The organism is Pseudomonas sp. GW-45 (assembly GCF_056896675.1).
This window is the reverse complement of record NZ_CM167674.1, coordinates 656,634-671,730: the sequence shown is the minus strand read 5'-3', so window position 1 is coordinate 671,730 and position 15,097 is coordinate 656,634. Positions and strand designations below refer to the sequence as shown.

The window sequence follows — 15,097 nt, the reverse complement described above, 5'->3', positions numbered from 1 at the left end:
ATTTTCCCCCGATCATGCTAGGTCTTACTCCGTTCTTGTTGCAATCGTTGGCAGCTGGCTAAGCCATGTTCGGTTTGGCCGGTAAACAAAAGGCGTCTGCCAGCACCTTCTACGCTAATGGTAATCGTCAGGTCGGGTCTTGGCAAAACACCCCGCCCTTTTTCCGGCCATTCCACCAAACAAAGACTGTCTGCAGAGAAATAATCGCGCACACCAAGAAATTCGAGCTCTTCAGGGTCGACCAACCGATACAAATCAAAATGGTAAACGGTCGCGGCAGGCAACTCATAGGGCTCAACCAGGGTAAAGGTCGGGCTTTTCACTGCTCCTACGTGGCCTAGCCCACGAATCATGCCGCGGCTGAGCGTGGTTTTGCCCATCCCCAGATTTCCTTCGAGGTAGACCACACCCCGGGCGACAAGTGCCCGAGCAATTTCGCCGCCCAACTGCTGCATCGCCTCTTCACCATCAACCTCTACTGCGTAGCTCATTACCCTTCCCGTTGATTCAGGTATTGCCTGATTGGCACGAACATATCGCTCGCTCGCATTCCCACTTCACCTTTGGCCGCCGCCGCGTCACCCGCTAACGCATGCACCAGCACCCCATAACGTGCCGCTTTGGCAGCAGGAACCCGCTGGGCCAATAGCGCGCCTAATAAACCCGACAGCACATCGCCCATACCGCCTACAGCCATACCCGGATTGCCATCACTACAGACCGCCGCTAGTGTTGCATCCTCGCTAGCGACCAAGCTGCCGGCGCCTTTGAGAATGACGGCGCAACCTAGCGCCGTCACCAACCGCTGTAAAGCCGCCGGCCGATCAGCCTGCACTTCGTCATTCGACGACGATAGCAACCGTGCTGCCTCCGCCGGGTGTGGCGAGATTACAGCATCCTCGCCTAATCGCGGCAGAACATCGTGCTCGGCTATCAGATTCAGCGCATCGGCATCCAGCACTCGCGGGCCATTCCAGCTCAGCACCGCATGCAACAATGACCTCGCCCATTGATCGCGCCCCAAGCCAGGACCGATAACCACTGCATCAGCCTGCTCAAGCAGAGGTCGGAGCTGCTCAGTATCATTGATCGCATGCACCATCAGCTCTGGACAACGGCTCAGCAACGGCCCGACATACTCAGCACGAGTCGCCACGCTGATCTTGCCTGCCCCACTGTGCATGGCGGCCTCCGCTGCCAACATGATGGCGCCGCCCATACCATGGCCTCCGCCGACCAACAGCAGATGACCGAAGTGCCCCTTGTGCGCGGCTTTCTTTCGCGGCGGCAGCGTACCTGCCCAACCGTCCAGACTGAGGCGCTCAAACGCGGCCGCTGGTGCGTGCTGTACGCTACTAGCCAGCGGGGCAAACTCCAACTCACCCACGTAATCAGGCCCCACACCAGTCAACAATCCGAGTTTGAGAGCTATAAAGGTCACCGTCAGCTCAGCCACCACGGCGCAACCCAGCACAACACCGCGATCGGCATCCAACCCACTGGGTAGATCTACTGCTACGACTGGCCCGACCGCTGCATTGATCGCCTTAATCGCCTGCTGATATTCAGCGCGTACTTCGCCGCGCAATCCGGTCCCGAGCAGCGCATCAACTATGACGCCAAAGAGCTCAGCCTGTGCATCCCAGGGCTGCATACTCACGCCTTGTTCTTGCGCTCGCCGATGGGCAGTAGCCGCATCACCGCGCAACGTTACCGGGTCGGCCAGAGTAAACACTTGCACCTGCCAGCCCGCCAGCTTAGCCAACAGAGCCAATAGATAACCATCCCCGGCATTATTACCACCGCCACATAGCACGCTCATGCGCTGAGCATTCGGCCAGCGCTGGGTAATCGCCAGCCACACAGCGTCTGCGGCCGACTGCATTAACTCAATACCGGGCGTACCAGCGGCGATCAAACATGCGTCCAGCGTCCTTATCTGAGCAGTGCTGTAAACCTTGTCGGGCAGAGGGTGCGGCATAAAATAGGCTCCACGTGCGGATGTCTGGCACAATTATACGAGATCAACTGCCTCATCCCTAAACCCAGACCAGCACTGCACCCAAACAAAATGCCTGAAGATACCGACTATCACTCCCTCGCAGAACAGATTCGCAGCCTGGCCAGCCAACTTGGCTTCCAGCAGCTGGGCATCAGTGCGCCTGATATCGGACAGCATGAAGAATGGCTAACGCAGTGGCTGGACGCTGGCTATCACGGCGAGATGGAGTGGATGGCCAGTCACGGCAGCAAGCGCACCCAGCCAGCCGAGCTGGTGCCTGGCACGCAGCGGGTTATCTCCGTGCGCATGGATTACTTGCCGGGCGATAGCGCCATGGCGCAGCGCTTGGGCCAACCTGATTCGGCTTATGTTTCGCGCTATGCCTTGGGCCGCGACTATCACAAGTTAATTCGTCGCCGCCTGCAGAAACTCGCCGATGCGATACAAGCGCTGATCGGACCTTTTGGTTATCGCGCTTTCGTCGACAGTGCCCCCGTCATGGAGCGCGCATTGGCAACCGGTTCAGGGCTCGGCTGGATCGGCAAAAACAGTATGCTGATCAACCGTAAGGCTGGCAGCTACTTTTTTCTTGGCGAACTCTACACCGACTTGCCTCTTCCGATAGATCAACCCTATCAGAGCGAGCATTGCGGCAGCTGCACCGCTTGCCTGGAGCGCTGCCCGACTCAGGCCTTTGTTGGTGACAAGATACTGGATGCAAGGCGTTGCATCTCTTACCTGACTATTGAATTAAAAGGCGCTATCCCCGAAGACCTTCGTGAACCAATGGGTAACCGCGTATTCGGCTGTGACGACTGCCAGCTCGTCTGCCCCTGGAACCGCTTCGCCAAGCCCACCACAGAAAGCGACTTCAGCCCACGCCACCGGCTCGATCAAGCCAGCCTAGCCGAGCTGTTCAGCTGGGACGAACCCACCTTCTTAGCCAACACCGAAGGTTCACCGATCCGCCGCATTGGCCATGAGCGCTGGCTGCGGAATCTGGCGGTCGGGCTAGGCAACGCAACCAGCAGCATTCCGGTCATCGAAGCGCTGAAGGCGCGTCGCGCCCATCCTTCCGAGTTGGTGCGCGAACATGTTGAGTGGGCGTTGAAGCGACACAACGCCTGAGCCGTTAAAACTTGATGAAATGCTCACGGTAGTGTTGCAGCTCGGCAATCGAGTCGCGAATATCATCCATCGCCAAATGGCTACTTTGTTTCTTCACGCCATTTTTCACTTCCGGCGCCCAGCGTGCAGCCAGTTCTTTCAGTGTCGACACGTCGAGATTGCGGTAGTGAAAAAACTTTTCCAGCTCGGGCATGCCACGATGCAGAAAACGTCGATCCTGGCAGATGCTGTTGCCACACATCGGCGAGCGACCTTTCGGCACCCATTGCTGTAAAAAGGCAATGGTTTGCTGCTCAGCCTCGGCTTCACTGACATGACTGTCACGTACGCGCTGGGCGAGCCCAGAGCCGCCGTGCTGCCGGGTGTTCCACTCATCCATACCATCGAGCATGGCATCAGGCTGCTTGACCGCAATGGACGGGCCCTCGGCCAGCACATTCAGGTTGGAATCGGTCACTATGGTGGCGATCTCGATGATGACGTCATTGTCGGTGTCCAGCCCGGTCATTTCCAGGTCAATCCAGATAAGGTTATCGGGGCTCTGCATGCTGACTCCTGCGCTTGCCTGATGGGAAGATGATCAGAACCAGCGCGGCTAGCTATTTATACGCTGGATCAACTGCCGCCAGTATAACTGCAGCGTGCTACACTGCGGCTGTTTCTTCAGACACTGATTCCATGGCCAAGCGACATCTCACACGACGCCAAAACTGGCGCATCCAGAAAATTCAAGACGAGCGCGCTGCACGCGCCGACAAACGCGCCGACAAAGCCGAAGAAAGCTTGCTCGGCGGCGATTTGGGGCCAGAGCAAAGCGGTTTGGTAATAGCTCACTTTGGCGTGCAGATGGACGTGGAAGCGACCGATGGCGCCAATGCGGGAGAAATACGCCGCTGCTACCGACGCGCCAACCTGCCTGCACTGGTAACCGGTGATCGGGTCATCTGGCGGGCTGATAATCAAGGCTCAGGGGTCATCGTTGCTCAGCAACCACGGACCACCGAGCTCTGCCGCCCGGATCATCGCGGCCAACTCAAACCGGTCGCGGCCAACGTCGACTTGCTGGTTATTGTGTTTGCCCCTCTCCCCACGCCCTATGCCAACTTAATCGACCGTTATCTGGTCGCGGCCGAGCAGGCCGGGCTCGAGCCGCTGCTGGTCATGAACAAATCTGACCTGCTAAACGATAAAGACCACAGCGAACTGCAACAGTGGCTGCGTGACTACGCCAAACTGGGATACCGGGTGCTCAGCCTGTCTGCCGACGACGGCAGCGGCATGGACGACCTGAAGGCTACACTGAAAGACCGTATCAGCGTGTTTGTCGGCCAGTCAGGCGTTGGCAAATCATCGTTGATCAACGTGCTACTGCCGGGCGAAGACCTGCGCGTAGGCGCTCTTTCTGAGCACACCGGCAAGGGCACTCACACCACCACCACCGCCAAGCTGTTCCACTTTCCCGCGGGCGGAGACCTAATCGACTCGCCCGGCATCCGCGAGTTTGGCTTGATGCATATCAGCCACGATGAGCTGCTGGAAGGCTTTATCGAGTTTCGCCCCTACCTCGGAATGTGCCGCTTTCGCGACTGCAGACATCAGCAAGAACCTGGCTGCGCGCTGCTCGGCGCGGTAGCCGACGGCAATATCGCAAAAGCGCGCATGGGCAGTTACAAATATATCCTCTCGACGCTAAGCGCCAACGACACCCCGCGTTAACAGTGCTATTAAAGGCTGAAAGCAGGTAAATCGGGCGATTGGTTGCTGTTTAACAACACACTAGTCGCGCAGGCGCCGTGTCGGCTCGGCATCATCAAAGAGATTCAAGCGTCGCGGCGGCTGTGGTGTGGCCGAGGGCTCCTGCTCAGGAGCTTCTGCCGGCACCGCATCTTCAACCGCCGATTCAAGCTCTATTGGCGAGCTAAGCTCTGCCTCTGGCAAAAGCTCGGGGGATTGTTCAGGGGATGACTCGGGCGCTTGCTCCAATACCCGCTCCACTGCAGCCGCTGCTTGCGGCTCAGTTTCGGCGGACTCTCGCAACTGCGTCTCCGCCTGATGGTTCAGCACCACAATGTCAATTCTGCGATTGGTAGCACTGAACGGATCTGCGCGATCAAACAGCGCCGAATCTGCATAACCCACCACGCGAGCAACTTGCGGTTCCGGATAGCCCGCGACCAAGAGAGTGCGCCGCGCAGCGTTGGCACGATCGGATGACAACTCCCAGTTTCCGTAGCCCCGACGCCCACGAAAGGGCTCAGAGTCCGTATGACCGCTGATGCTGATTTTTTTCGGGACCTTGGCGATGGTGTCACTCAGCGCCAGCAAAATCTCTTCGAAGTAAGGCTGTAGCTCGGCGCTACCACTGGCAAACATCGGACGGTTTTCGGCATCAACGATCTGAATGCGCAGTCCATCCTGGGTAATTTCGATCAGAATTTGATCCTTAAAGCGCTGTAACACCGGCTCTTCATCTATCTGATTTTGCAGTTCCTGCAGCAGCATCTCCAGTTCAAATTGCTCTGCCTGAGCCGCTACATCTTTGGCGGCGGCCTCATCCAACATATCTTCGTCTTGCGGGTCCTGCTCTTTGTTCAGGGTGCGTTCAGGCGACACTTGAGGTGAGCCACCCAGATCAATTGGGTAAGGAGTACCCCCTTCGGAGAAACCCACGGGATCGTTGAAATAACCTGAGATATCGCGCAACTGCTCTGGCGTGGCCACTGTAATTAGCCACATGACCAGAAAAAACGCCATCATCGCTACTGCAAAGTCAGCAAAGGCAATTTTCCAGGAACCACCATGATGGCCAGCAGCTTTGCGCGAGATGCGCTTTACGATAATCGGCTGATTGTTATCCATTTATCAGCGGCCTTTGACCGACTCTTCCAGCTCCAGAAAGCTGGGCCGGTGTTCGGGCAACAGCGACTTACGGCCAAACTCCACCGCTAGCGCTGGCGGCAATCCCTGAGCGCTAGCCACCAACGACATCTTGATCGCTTCGTATGTATTGGCTTCTTCATGCGCCTCGTGCTCCATAGCGCTGGCGAACGGGCCGACAAAACCGTAGGCCGCGAGAATACCCAAGAAGGTGCCGACCAATGCGGTTGCGACTTTCTCACCGATTTCGGACTTTTCTGCATCACCCAGAATACCCATGGTGATCACGATACCCAGCACCGCTGCGACGATACCAAAACCGGGTAACGCATCAGACACCCGAGTAGCGGCATGGGAGGGCTCAAGCAACTCTTCGGTCAAGCTGGAAATCTCCACATCGAACAACGCTTCCAGCTCATGCGGCGCCATGTTGCCGGTGGACATAATGCGCAGGTAATCGCAGATAAACTCGGTCATGTGCTTGTCTTTTAGGATCGCCGGATACTTGCTAAAAATCGGACTTTCCAACGGCTCTTCAATATCTACCTCAATAGACATCATGCCTTCGCGTCTGCTCTTGTTCAGTACCTCATACAGCAACCCCAGCACATCGAGGTAGTAAGCCTTACTGAACTTATGGCCAAACATGATCGCCGGGCCTGCTGCCAGCGTCTTTTTAACCACTGCAGCGCTGTTAGCCACCATAAAAGCACCGAAGGCAGCGCCACCGATAATCAATATTTCAAACGGGTGCCAGAGCGCGCCAATATGGCCGCCGGACGCAAGAAAACCGCCGAGCACAGAACCGATAACAACAAGAAAACCAGCGATTTTCAGCATAAATCAGAATATCCCGATATAGCAGGATGCATGCACCAGGCATGCAAGGGCGGCAAACCACCGCAGTTCGAGTTATAGTCGCGCAAACGACAAGTATAAAGCCGCGAGCCCTATGAGCACAGCCCAGCCTCACCGTAACGGTAGTACAGACATTATCGGCAGCCTGCGCGAGAAACTGAATGCCACGGTACTGCCAATCACCCCGGCCCAACGCGAGCGCCTGCTGCTCCAGCTCGGCAGTGATATGTTAAGTCTGAACGAGCTGACTCAAGAAATAATGAGCGTGCCGGTGGCAGCATTACATGTGTGCCGCGCCGCGGGCGATGCAGCGCGCAATAAGGACGTCGACATTCTTACTCTGGAGCAGGCTTGCGGCCTGCTCGGCACCCAGCGTCTTGGCACCTTACTTGGCAATATCCCGGTGGTCGAAGCAGATCAACTACCCAAAGCGTATCTGCAGTTGCTGAGTATCAGCGAACACGCTGTCAGCCAGGCGCAGGGGCTGTTCTCGCACCGCATAGCCCGTCTGTGGCATGAAATGTCCTTGGCATCCTTGCTATTTCTCTCACCACTCTGGGCTCTGACCTACATCAAGCCCCGCATTTTCGAGCAATGGGACCAACTGAACCGCGGCATTCTGCCCGAAAATGTCAGCAAAAAACAAATTGCTGAGACCACCTCCATGGGGTTTCTGCTGGTTCAGCAGGTTGCTCAGGATTGGTGGCTGCCACCTTGGATACTGCAGGGCTATCGCTCTCTGAATACCAGCCGCCGCACCATGGTCAAGGCTCTACATATAGCGCGCAACGCCAGCAATCCGCAGGATCAACAAGCTCGACTAGATGCTGACCGCGACCTGTATCGCTGGCTTACCCAGCCGGCTAACAGCCTGCTGATGGCAAGCGGCATAGCATTGGGCTCACATCACAGTTGGTACGCGATCCATACCCTACGCTGGCAACAACTCAGCGCTCTCTATCTAGGTTGCAGCGTTGCAGATGTGCAGCGTATCAACCATGAGAGCGCTGCCACCAGTGCGCGCATCCAGCACCAACTGACCCCCGGGCAGCCTTGGCTCCCCGCATCATCGCTAGCCTGGCCTGCAGATTATTCGCCCGCCACAACAGAACCGGCCGCCAAGACTGCCAGCAAACCTGTTACTCCTATTCCGCCGGCGCCCATTCGTCCCGAGCGCTGGCGCCAGCTTTGTTTAATGCTGAGCACCCAACCGAGCCCCTTCACTAGCCTACCGGAGCTACTAGATTGCGCACTCAAGGCTATGCATGATGGGCTTGGTTCACAGCAATGCTGGATCGCGCTATTCAACGGCAAGGCACAGCAACTAGTTGTGAGCGCTGCCTTTGGCTTTGAGTCTGGCCAGCGACTCATAGGGACCAAGCTAGGCAACCCGCGCGGTTCCGCTTGGGGTAACTGGCTCATCAGTGAGTCCTGTCACCACCTCAACACTGAACGGGTAACTAGCCTGGGACCACTGTTACCTGGCTCACTGAAAACCATCGCACCTGATAGCGCATTCGAACTGGTGCCTATCATCCACAACAGCCAGGTACTTGGCCTGCTATTTGTCTGCAATCCAGGCAGCCAGCAGTTGATCGATCAGCAGCGCCAAAAAGCCTTGGTTAAAACCGCCTCCTGCGCCCTCAAAGGACTGCTTAACTTCAAGCAACGCAGCTAGGGTTTTGTGGCATCTTGCGGCAATCCGTTAATAGACCCCGAACGGCAATCCGCTACAATGCGCGCATTGGGCCTAGCCCTTGCCGCGAACCCCATTTTTCCGGAGAGGTGTCACGCATGACGATTGCCCATCTGCCTTTACTCATTGAGCCAGAAGCGCTCGAACTGCCCATCGACCAGCAACGCTGCCGATTGGTGGATCTGAGCAGCACTGCACAGTACCTAGCAGGGCATATCCCTGGCGCCGTGCACATTGCCCCCACACGGACCGCGGCGCCAGCGCCGCGCCCAGGCCTACTGCCATCGGAGGCAGAGTTACACAGTATGTTTTCCGAGCTGGGGCATCACGATGAACTGCATTACATTGTTTACGATGACGAAGGGGGCGGCTGGGCAGGCCGCTTCATCTGGCTGCTGGACAGCATAGGTCATCCGCATTACAGCTATATCAATGGCGGCCTGAAAGCCTGGCAACAAGCCGGGCTGGAGCTTGAACAAGAGCAAAACAAGGCATCACCTAGCCAGCCGACATTGTCGTTTAATAACCACCACACAATTGATCTCGATAGCCTGCTGGCTGACCTCAAAAATCCGCAGCAAGTAATCTGGGATGCACGCTCGCCACAGGAGTTCTGCGGCGCAAAGGTAGTAGCGGCCAAGGGTGGGCACATCCCCGGAGCGGTCAACCTTGAGTGGACCGCCGGCATGGACTCTGAGCGCGGCTTGCGATTACGCAGTGACCTTGCCGAACAGCTGCGCGCCCTGGGTATAACGCCCGACAAGACAATTGTCACGCATTGCCAGACTCATCACCGCTCCGGCTTCACCTATCTAGCCGCCAAGGTGCTTGGCTATCCCAACGTAAAAGCCTATGCCGGATCCTGGTCCGAATGGGGCAATCATCCAGACACACCCGTCGAACTTTGAGGAGCTTTCATGCCCGCGCGCTTATTCATCTTGATGCAGTACCTGCTTCCACATCACCTGCTATCGCGTCTAGCCGGCTGCTTGGCGAACTGCACTTGGCCTTGGGTAAAAAACCCGTTCATCAATTGGTTCGTTGGCCACTATAAAGTAGACATGAGCTTGGCGCTGGAAGAGAACCCAACCGCCTACGCTAGCTTCAATGCGTTTTTTACCCGCGCCCTGAAAGCCGATGCTCGCCCATTAGATAGCACCGAGAAAGGCATACTTTGTCCTGCAGACGGCACCATTAGTCAATTGGGCAAGATCGAGCACGGCCGGATTTTTCAGGCCAAGGGCCACAGCTTCAGTGTGACTGAACTGCTCGGCGGCAACGCAGCCCATGCAGCGGCATTCCAGGGCGGCGAGTTTGCCACTGTTTATCTCTCACCAAGTGATTACCACCGGGTACACATGCCCTTCTCCGGCACCTTGACCGAAATGATCTACGTGCCAGGCAGGCTATTCTCGGTCAACCAGACCACGGCCGAGAACGTGCCAGAGCTATTTGCCCGCAATGAGCGCGTAGTCTGTTTGTTTGAAACAGAAGTGGGCCCCATGGCCGTAGTGTTAGTCGGCGCCATGATCGTTGCCTCGGTGGAAACGGTATGGGCCGGACTGGTTGCACCGCCCAGCCGGCAGTTGCGCTCAACTGGATATGGTCAAGCCGCACCGAGCCTGGCCAAGGGCGAGGAAATGGGCCGCTTCAAACTCGGCTCAACCGCCATAGTGTTATTCGGACCCAACGTGGCCAACTGGCATGCCGACCTTAAAGCCGGCAGCACCGTCCGCATGGGCGAACTGCTCGGCGCCGCGCAGGCCTAGGACCTGCTGCGGCATTAGGCTCGCGCCAGATCGAAAGCAATCACCTGATCAATCCGACTGGCGCCTAGCGCCAGCATGACCAGACGATCCACCCCCAGCGCTACTCCAGCGCACTCAGGCAAGCCCGACTGCAGCGCCGCCAGCAATGGCTGATCCAGCGGTAATTCGGGATAACCCAGCGCCCGGCGCTGCTGCTGATCTGCAGCAAAGCGCCGCGTCTGCTCTTGGGCATCGGTCAGCTCAAAGTAGCCATTCGCCAACTCCATACCTGCGACAAACAACTCGAAACGCGCAGCGCTTTCCACCCGATCATCACCTACCACTATGCGCGCCAACGCGGCCTGTGATGCTGGAAAGGCATAAACCATCGTCGGCTCCAACAATTTGGGCTCCACGCAATGCGAGAACAACAGGTTGAGCCAACCATCGCGCAGCAGCTCGCCGCTGAAGCCGCAGCGCTTGACGGCCAGCGCCTGTAGCTGCTGATCCGTGCAACTGTGAATATCCAGTCCAGTGTGTTCGGCAAAAATAGCGGCATAGCTAACTCGCCGGGCCGGGGCAGACCCCAACACCAGCCCTACCAGCGCATCCACTTCATCCATTAAACGGTGATGATCAAAGCCGGGGCGATACCACTCCAGCATGCTGAACTCGGGGTTATGTCTACCGCCAACCTCGCCGTTACGATATACCTTGCACAGCTGCCAGATCGCACCACTGCCGGCTGCTAGCAAGCGTTTCATTGGGTATTCCGGCGAGGTATGTAGGTAGAGGCGCTGCGCTGTGCCTCCACCTTCCGGCACATAGTCAGTAGAAAATGGAAACAGATGTGGATCACTCACCGCTGCGGCAGACAAACTCGGCGTATCAACCTCCAGCACGTCACGCTCGGCAAAGAACTCGCGGATATGATTGATGATCTCCGCGCGAAGGCGCAACGCCGCAATTGAAGCACTGGGCTTCCAGTCAACAGTCATGAAGAGTCTCCGATCAGACACAAAAAACCGGAGCCAGGCTCCGGTTTTTTGATACAGGCAATAGGTCAGGCGCGGCCAACATACTCGGCAGAACGCGTATCAACCTTGAGCACATCACCGGTATTAATGAACAGCGGAACCTTAACTACCGCACCGGTAACCAATTTGGCTGGCTTGGTACCGCCGCCTGAAGTATCACCGCGCACACCTGGATCGGTTTCCACTACTTCTAATTCCACGAAGTTAGGTGGGCTAACAGCAATCGGAGCGCCATTGAACAGGGTTACCTGGTAAATGACTTGTTCTTTCATCCAGTTCAGGCAATCGCTTACCGCTTTCTCATCAGCGCCAACCTGCTCAAAAGAGCCATCGGTCGCCATGAAGTGCCAGAACTCACCGTCGGCGTAGAGGTATTCCATTTCACGGTCCATCACGTCCGCGCCTTCCAGCGAATCGCCAGACTTAAAAGTACGTTCGTTAACACGACCGTTCTTCAAGTTGCGCACCTTAACGCGGTTGAACGCCTGACCCTTGCCTGGCTTGACGTATTCGTTTTCCAGGATGGAACAAGGATCGCCGTCGAGCATCACCTTAAGACCCGGTTTGAATTCATTGGTAGAATAATTGGCCATACAGACATTCCCACTTTCAATTAAACGGATAATCCGACAACGCGCCGTTCTGACAACAGTTGAAGGCAGCCAGTCGGATACCCTGACACCCATGCGCGGAAAAACCCTAATGATACATGGTTCTTCAGTCCCTGTTGAGTCTGCCAGCTGGCAAAATCTGCTGGCCAGCAGCATTACCGACCCACGGGTGTTGCTCCAGCGGCTGCAGCTCGACAGCAGCTTACTCGAGGGCGCCCTGGCGGCCGACCGGGAGTTTGCACTACGCGTCCCGGAGCCTTACCTGCAGCGCATGCAGCCAGGCGACCCCAACGATCCACTGCTGCGCCAGGTACTGCCGCTCGGCGAAGAGCTCAGCGAGCAGCCAGGCTATGTAGCCGACCCCCTTGGCGAGCAACAAAGCAACGCGCGGCCCGGCATTATCCACAAATATCATGGCCGCCTTCTATTAGTGGTTACCGCCGGCTGCGCGATTAACTGTCGCTATTGTTTCCGCCGTCATTTCCCCTATGCAGAGAACAACCTGAGCACCACCGAGTGGGAGCAGGCGCTGGATTACATCCGTCAGGACAGTTCAATCAACGAGGTCATCTACAGCGGCGGCGACCCTTTGGCTGCCAACGACCGGCGCCTCGCCTGGCTGACTCGCCAGATCGCCGATATCCCGCACATCAAACGGCTACGGGTGCACACTCGCTTGCCCGTAGTCATTCCTCAACGGGTAACCGACGAGTTAATCGATGCTCTCTGCGGCACACGCCTGCCGGTGACCATGGTGTTGCACTGCAATCACGCCAATGAGGTTGATGCCCAGATGCTGGACGCCATTGCCCGCTTGCGGCGGGCGAACATCACCTTGCTCAATCAGGCCGTTCTGCTGCGCGGCGTCAACGACAGACTTGAGGCACAAATAGCCCTCAGCGAAGCACTAGGCGACAATGGCGTATTGCCCTATTATCTACACTTGCTTGACCATGTCAGAGGTGCGAGCCATTTTCATTGCTCGGACAGCGAAGGCCAGCAGTTGATTGGCCAGTTGCTGACGCGACTGCCTGGATACCTCGTGCCGCGATTGGTAAGAGAAGTAGCTGGCGAGCTCGGGAAGGTCCCGATTCATGTCGACTTGGTTAGCCCGTGAACGAACCAGAACACCGATAACAAGAGCGCTGCCAGGGCACTGTAATAGCCAGCGCCGCGGCTAGACAGAGCGTTTAGCCAGTTAGAGGCTAAGCTGCTACAGTGTCTTCAAGTAAGAAGACTTGACCCTTAAAGCGCCAAAGTTTGACAGCCCATCGATTGTCAAGTTTTGGCCGGAACCGCTTGTACTGGATATGACTGTTATGGATAGCACATCGCAAAAACTGCATTTGCGTATTCCTCAGCAAACTCTAAGTAGCTTGAGTTTTGCTGAAGGCACGGAAAAGGGCATCACCCATTGGTTGGCTAATCTCCCAAAAGCCAACATCGGTGAGACTGCTCGCCAGTTGTATCAAGGCCTGATCGAGCTGAACCAGTTTGAGGTCGCTGCCGACAAACGACTGGCTATGCTCGAGCGCATAAGGCCAGAAGTGCATTACGTTTGCTCTGCGCTTTCCAAGTATTACCTCGGACAGTCAATCGTTCTTGAGGACAAGCCGCGCAAAGTTGCCAACCTATCGCAATCGCTGCAAAACCACCTTGCTAACGGCTATAAGATAGTCGTGTCGCAGGAGCGCAGCATCAAGTCTCGCGACCACGCCAGTCAGATGACATTAGCGCTGCAACGCTCCATTCGCAGCTTGTGCGGCCCACTGTTACGCGCCTTCCAATTGTATTGCCCGGTAGCAGACGGTGTTTGGCTGGAGTTGCATCAACTTTACCAGCTGGCGCGCAAACGCAAACTGCATCTGACCGCAGTGCCTGACAAAGAAAGCGCCAGCAAAAAACCTTTGAGCATTGAGCAAAGCTACATCATCGCTCTGCTGATGGGCTCTGCGCGTCCCAACCAGATGCGCCAGAGTGCTATGGGCCGGCTATTTTCAACCTTGGAAGACTGGAGCCGCGTAGCCAACATTGTGCCGCCTACCGATGCCAAGGCACTGTTCATTATCAACCCGGACATGGATTGCCCTCCTCGCTACAAGTCACTGATTCGCGATGAGAGCCTCGACAATAGCCTGGGGCTCGACACTAGCGAACTGGTCGAGAGCATCAAGAACTACATGCTCAGCAACGCTGACTATGGCGGCGACCTGCGCATACCCGACAATATGGGTATTGAGCTATTGCAGCATGTCAGCCAGTCCTGGGGAGACTTGGCGGAGCGTACCTTTAACCGCATCCCAAGCGGTGGCCAATTAAAAGTCAGCATTGGTATCAGCGCGACCCACTACCGCATTGCTGGCAAAGCGTTCACTCGCTTTGTCGATGCCGAAGAAATGGAAACCAATCCCTTCTCCGAAGCCGCGCAACGCAGCAAGCAAAGCGGCTGGACCGGTGCCTTTGACGGCGCCCATTCAGTAGACTGGAATGGCAGTGGCGTAGAGCAGATCGACTATAACGGCAGTGCCAACGGCGTTGTCGATGCAGAAGATGAAGAAAGCTACCCTATCCATACCTTACCTATCGTAAACCACAGCCCGGGTGGCTTCTGTCTTACGTGGCCCAAGGATGTGCCAAAGCAGTTGCAGGCGGGTGAGCTGCTTGGCATTCAAGAAGCCAATGAACAGGACTGGAGCCTGGCTGTAGTGCGCTGGATTCGCCAAGTGCGTGGCGGCGGAACCCAGATGGGCATAGAACTGGTTGCGCCACACTGCATTCCTTGCGCTGCAAAACTGCTGCGTAAAACCGGCGAGCCTAGCCAATTCTTGCGTGCTCTGATGCTGCCCGAAGTTTCGGCTATTGACCGACCAGCGACCATAATCACCCCGCGCATGCCGTTCCAGATCAACAGCAAGGTCATCATTCATCGCCCCGGTCACTCACAGCGCGCGCACCTCACAGAGCGCATCACTGCGACCGGGAGTTTCAGTCAGTTTCAATACCATCTGATTGAACAGGCCAAGGAAGAGAAGCCTCAATCTGAGACTAACCCCTCATCCTTCACGGTCAGCACCGAGGATGACTTTGACTCCCTCTGGAAGTCTCTGTAAATTCAATCGTCTAATTACTAAGGGCTGCGC

The 15,097-nt window shown here is 56.5% G+C and carries 14 protein-coding genes; 7 read left to right on the top strand and 7 right to left on the bottom strand.

Annotated features, from left to right (window positions below; all coding sequences use genetic code 11):
* Positions 1-17 precede the first annotated feature (17 nt).
* A complete protein-coding gene (gene tsaE / locus AC1XYH_RS02955; protein WP_483325177.1) occupies positions 18-491 on the bottom strand; it encodes a tRNA (adenosine(37)-N6)-threonylcarbamoyltransferase complex ATPase subunit type 1 TsaE in 474 nt (157 codons plus the stop codon).
* Positions 491-1,981 (bottom strand): NAD(P)H-hydrate dehydratase, encoded by a 1,491-nt coding sequence (locus AC1XYH_RS02950; protein ID WP_483325176.1) that lies wholly within the window; start codon positions 1,979-1,981, stop codon positions 491-493. Before AC1XYH_RS02950 ends, tsaE begins: the two co-directional genes overlap by 1 nt.
* A 90-nt stretch (positions 1,982-2,071) precedes the next feature.
* Here AC1XYH_RS02950 and queG point away from each other — a divergent pair, with 90 nt between their 5' ends.
* Positions 2,072-3,130 (top strand): tRNA epoxyqueuosine(34) reductase QueG, encoded by a 1,059-nt coding sequence (gene queG / locus AC1XYH_RS02945; protein WP_483325175.1) that lies wholly within the window; start codon positions 2,072-2,074, stop codon positions 3,128-3,130.
* A 4-nt stretch (positions 3,131-3,134) separates the two neighbouring features.
* Here the strand turns inward: queG and orn are convergent, their stop codons facing one another.
* The gene (gene orn, locus AC1XYH_RS02940) at positions 3,135-3,677 is read right to left on the bottom strand and encodes an oligoribonuclease (protein ID WP_483325174.1); all 543 of its coding nucleotides are present in this window, start codon (positions 3,675-3,677) and stop codon (positions 3,135-3,137) included.
* A 131-nt stretch (positions 3,678-3,808) separates the two neighbouring features.
* Here orn and rsgA point away from each other — a divergent pair, with 131 nt between their 5' ends.
* A complete protein-coding gene (gene rsgA, locus AC1XYH_RS02935; protein WP_483325173.1) occupies positions 3,809-4,846 on the top strand; it encodes a small ribosomal subunit biogenesis GTPase RsgA in 1,038 nt (345 codons plus the stop codon).
* A gap of 60 nt (positions 4,847-4,906) precedes the next feature.
* On the opposite strand, the gene motB is transcribed toward rsgA, so the two are convergent.
* Both motB and motA read right to left on the bottom strand, forming a co-directional pair.
* Positions 4,907-5,989 carry a flagellar motor protein MotB gene (gene motB / locus AC1XYH_RS02930; RefSeq protein WP_483325172.1) on the bottom strand — a complete coding sequence of 361 codons (1,083 nt, stop codon included), beginning with the start codon at positions 5,987-5,989 and terminating at the stop codon, positions 4,907-4,909.
* A 3-nt stretch (positions 5,990-5,992) separates the two neighbouring features.
* Positions 5,993-6,847: a flagellar motor stator protein MotA gene (motA, locus tag AC1XYH_RS02925; protein ID WP_483325171.1), complete on the bottom strand. Its 855-nt coding sequence runs from the start codon at positions 6,845-6,847 to the stop codon at positions 5,993-5,995.
* A 112-nt stretch (positions 6,848-6,959) separates the two neighbouring features.
* On the opposite strand from motA, the gene AC1XYH_RS02920 reads away from it, so the two are divergent.
* The 3 genes from AC1XYH_RS02920 to asd all read left to right on the top strand — a co-directional run bounded on the left by AC1XYH_RS02920 (position 6,960) and on the right by asd (position 10,330).
* A complete protein-coding gene (locus tag AC1XYH_RS02920) occupies positions 6,960-8,543 on the top strand; it encodes a hypothetical protein (RefSeq protein WP_483325170.1) in 1,584 nt (527 codons plus the stop codon).
* A 116-nt stretch (positions 8,544-8,659) separates the two neighbouring features.
* A complete protein-coding gene (locus AC1XYH_RS02915; protein WP_483325169.1) occupies positions 8,660-9,469 on the top strand; it encodes a rhodanese-like domain-containing protein in 810 nt (269 codons plus the stop codon).
* A gap of 9 nt (positions 9,470-9,478) precedes the next feature.
* Positions 9,479-10,330, top strand: coding sequence for an archaetidylserine decarboxylase (gene asd, locus AC1XYH_RS02910; RefSeq protein ID WP_483325168.1), 852 nt, complete (start codon positions 9,479-9,481; stop codon positions 10,328-10,330).
* A gap of 14 nt (positions 10,331-10,344) precedes the next feature.
* Here the strand turns inward: asd and epmA are convergent, their stop codons facing one another.
* Together epmA and efp are read right to left on the bottom strand one after the other, a co-directional pair.
* On the bottom strand, positions 10,345-11,307 hold the full coding sequence (epmA, locus tag AC1XYH_RS02905; protein ID WP_483325167.1) for an EF-P lysine aminoacylase EpmA: 963 nt from the start codon (positions 11,305-11,307) through the stop codon (positions 10,345-10,347).
* A gap of 65 nt (positions 11,308-11,372) precedes the next feature.
* Positions 11,373-11,939, bottom strand: a complete 567-nt coding sequence (gene efp / locus AC1XYH_RS02900) for an elongation factor P (RefSeq protein WP_483325166.1) — start codon at positions 11,937-11,939, stop codon at positions 11,373-11,375.
* Between the two features lie 109 nt (positions 11,940-12,048).
* Here efp and epmB point away from each other — a divergent pair, with 109 nt between their 5' ends.
* Positions 12,049-13,074, top strand: coding sequence for an EF-P beta-lysylation protein EpmB (gene epmB, locus AC1XYH_RS02895; protein WP_483325165.1), 1,026 nt, complete (start codon positions 12,049-12,051; stop codon positions 13,072-13,074).
* A 202-nt stretch (positions 13,075-13,276) separates the two neighbouring features.
* Complete coding sequence (locus AC1XYH_RS02890) at positions 13,277-15,067, top strand: molecular chaperone (protein WP_483325164.1); 1,791 nt, start codon at positions 13,277-13,279, stop codon at positions 15,065-15,067.
* Positions 15,068-15,097 lie beyond the last annotated feature (30 nt).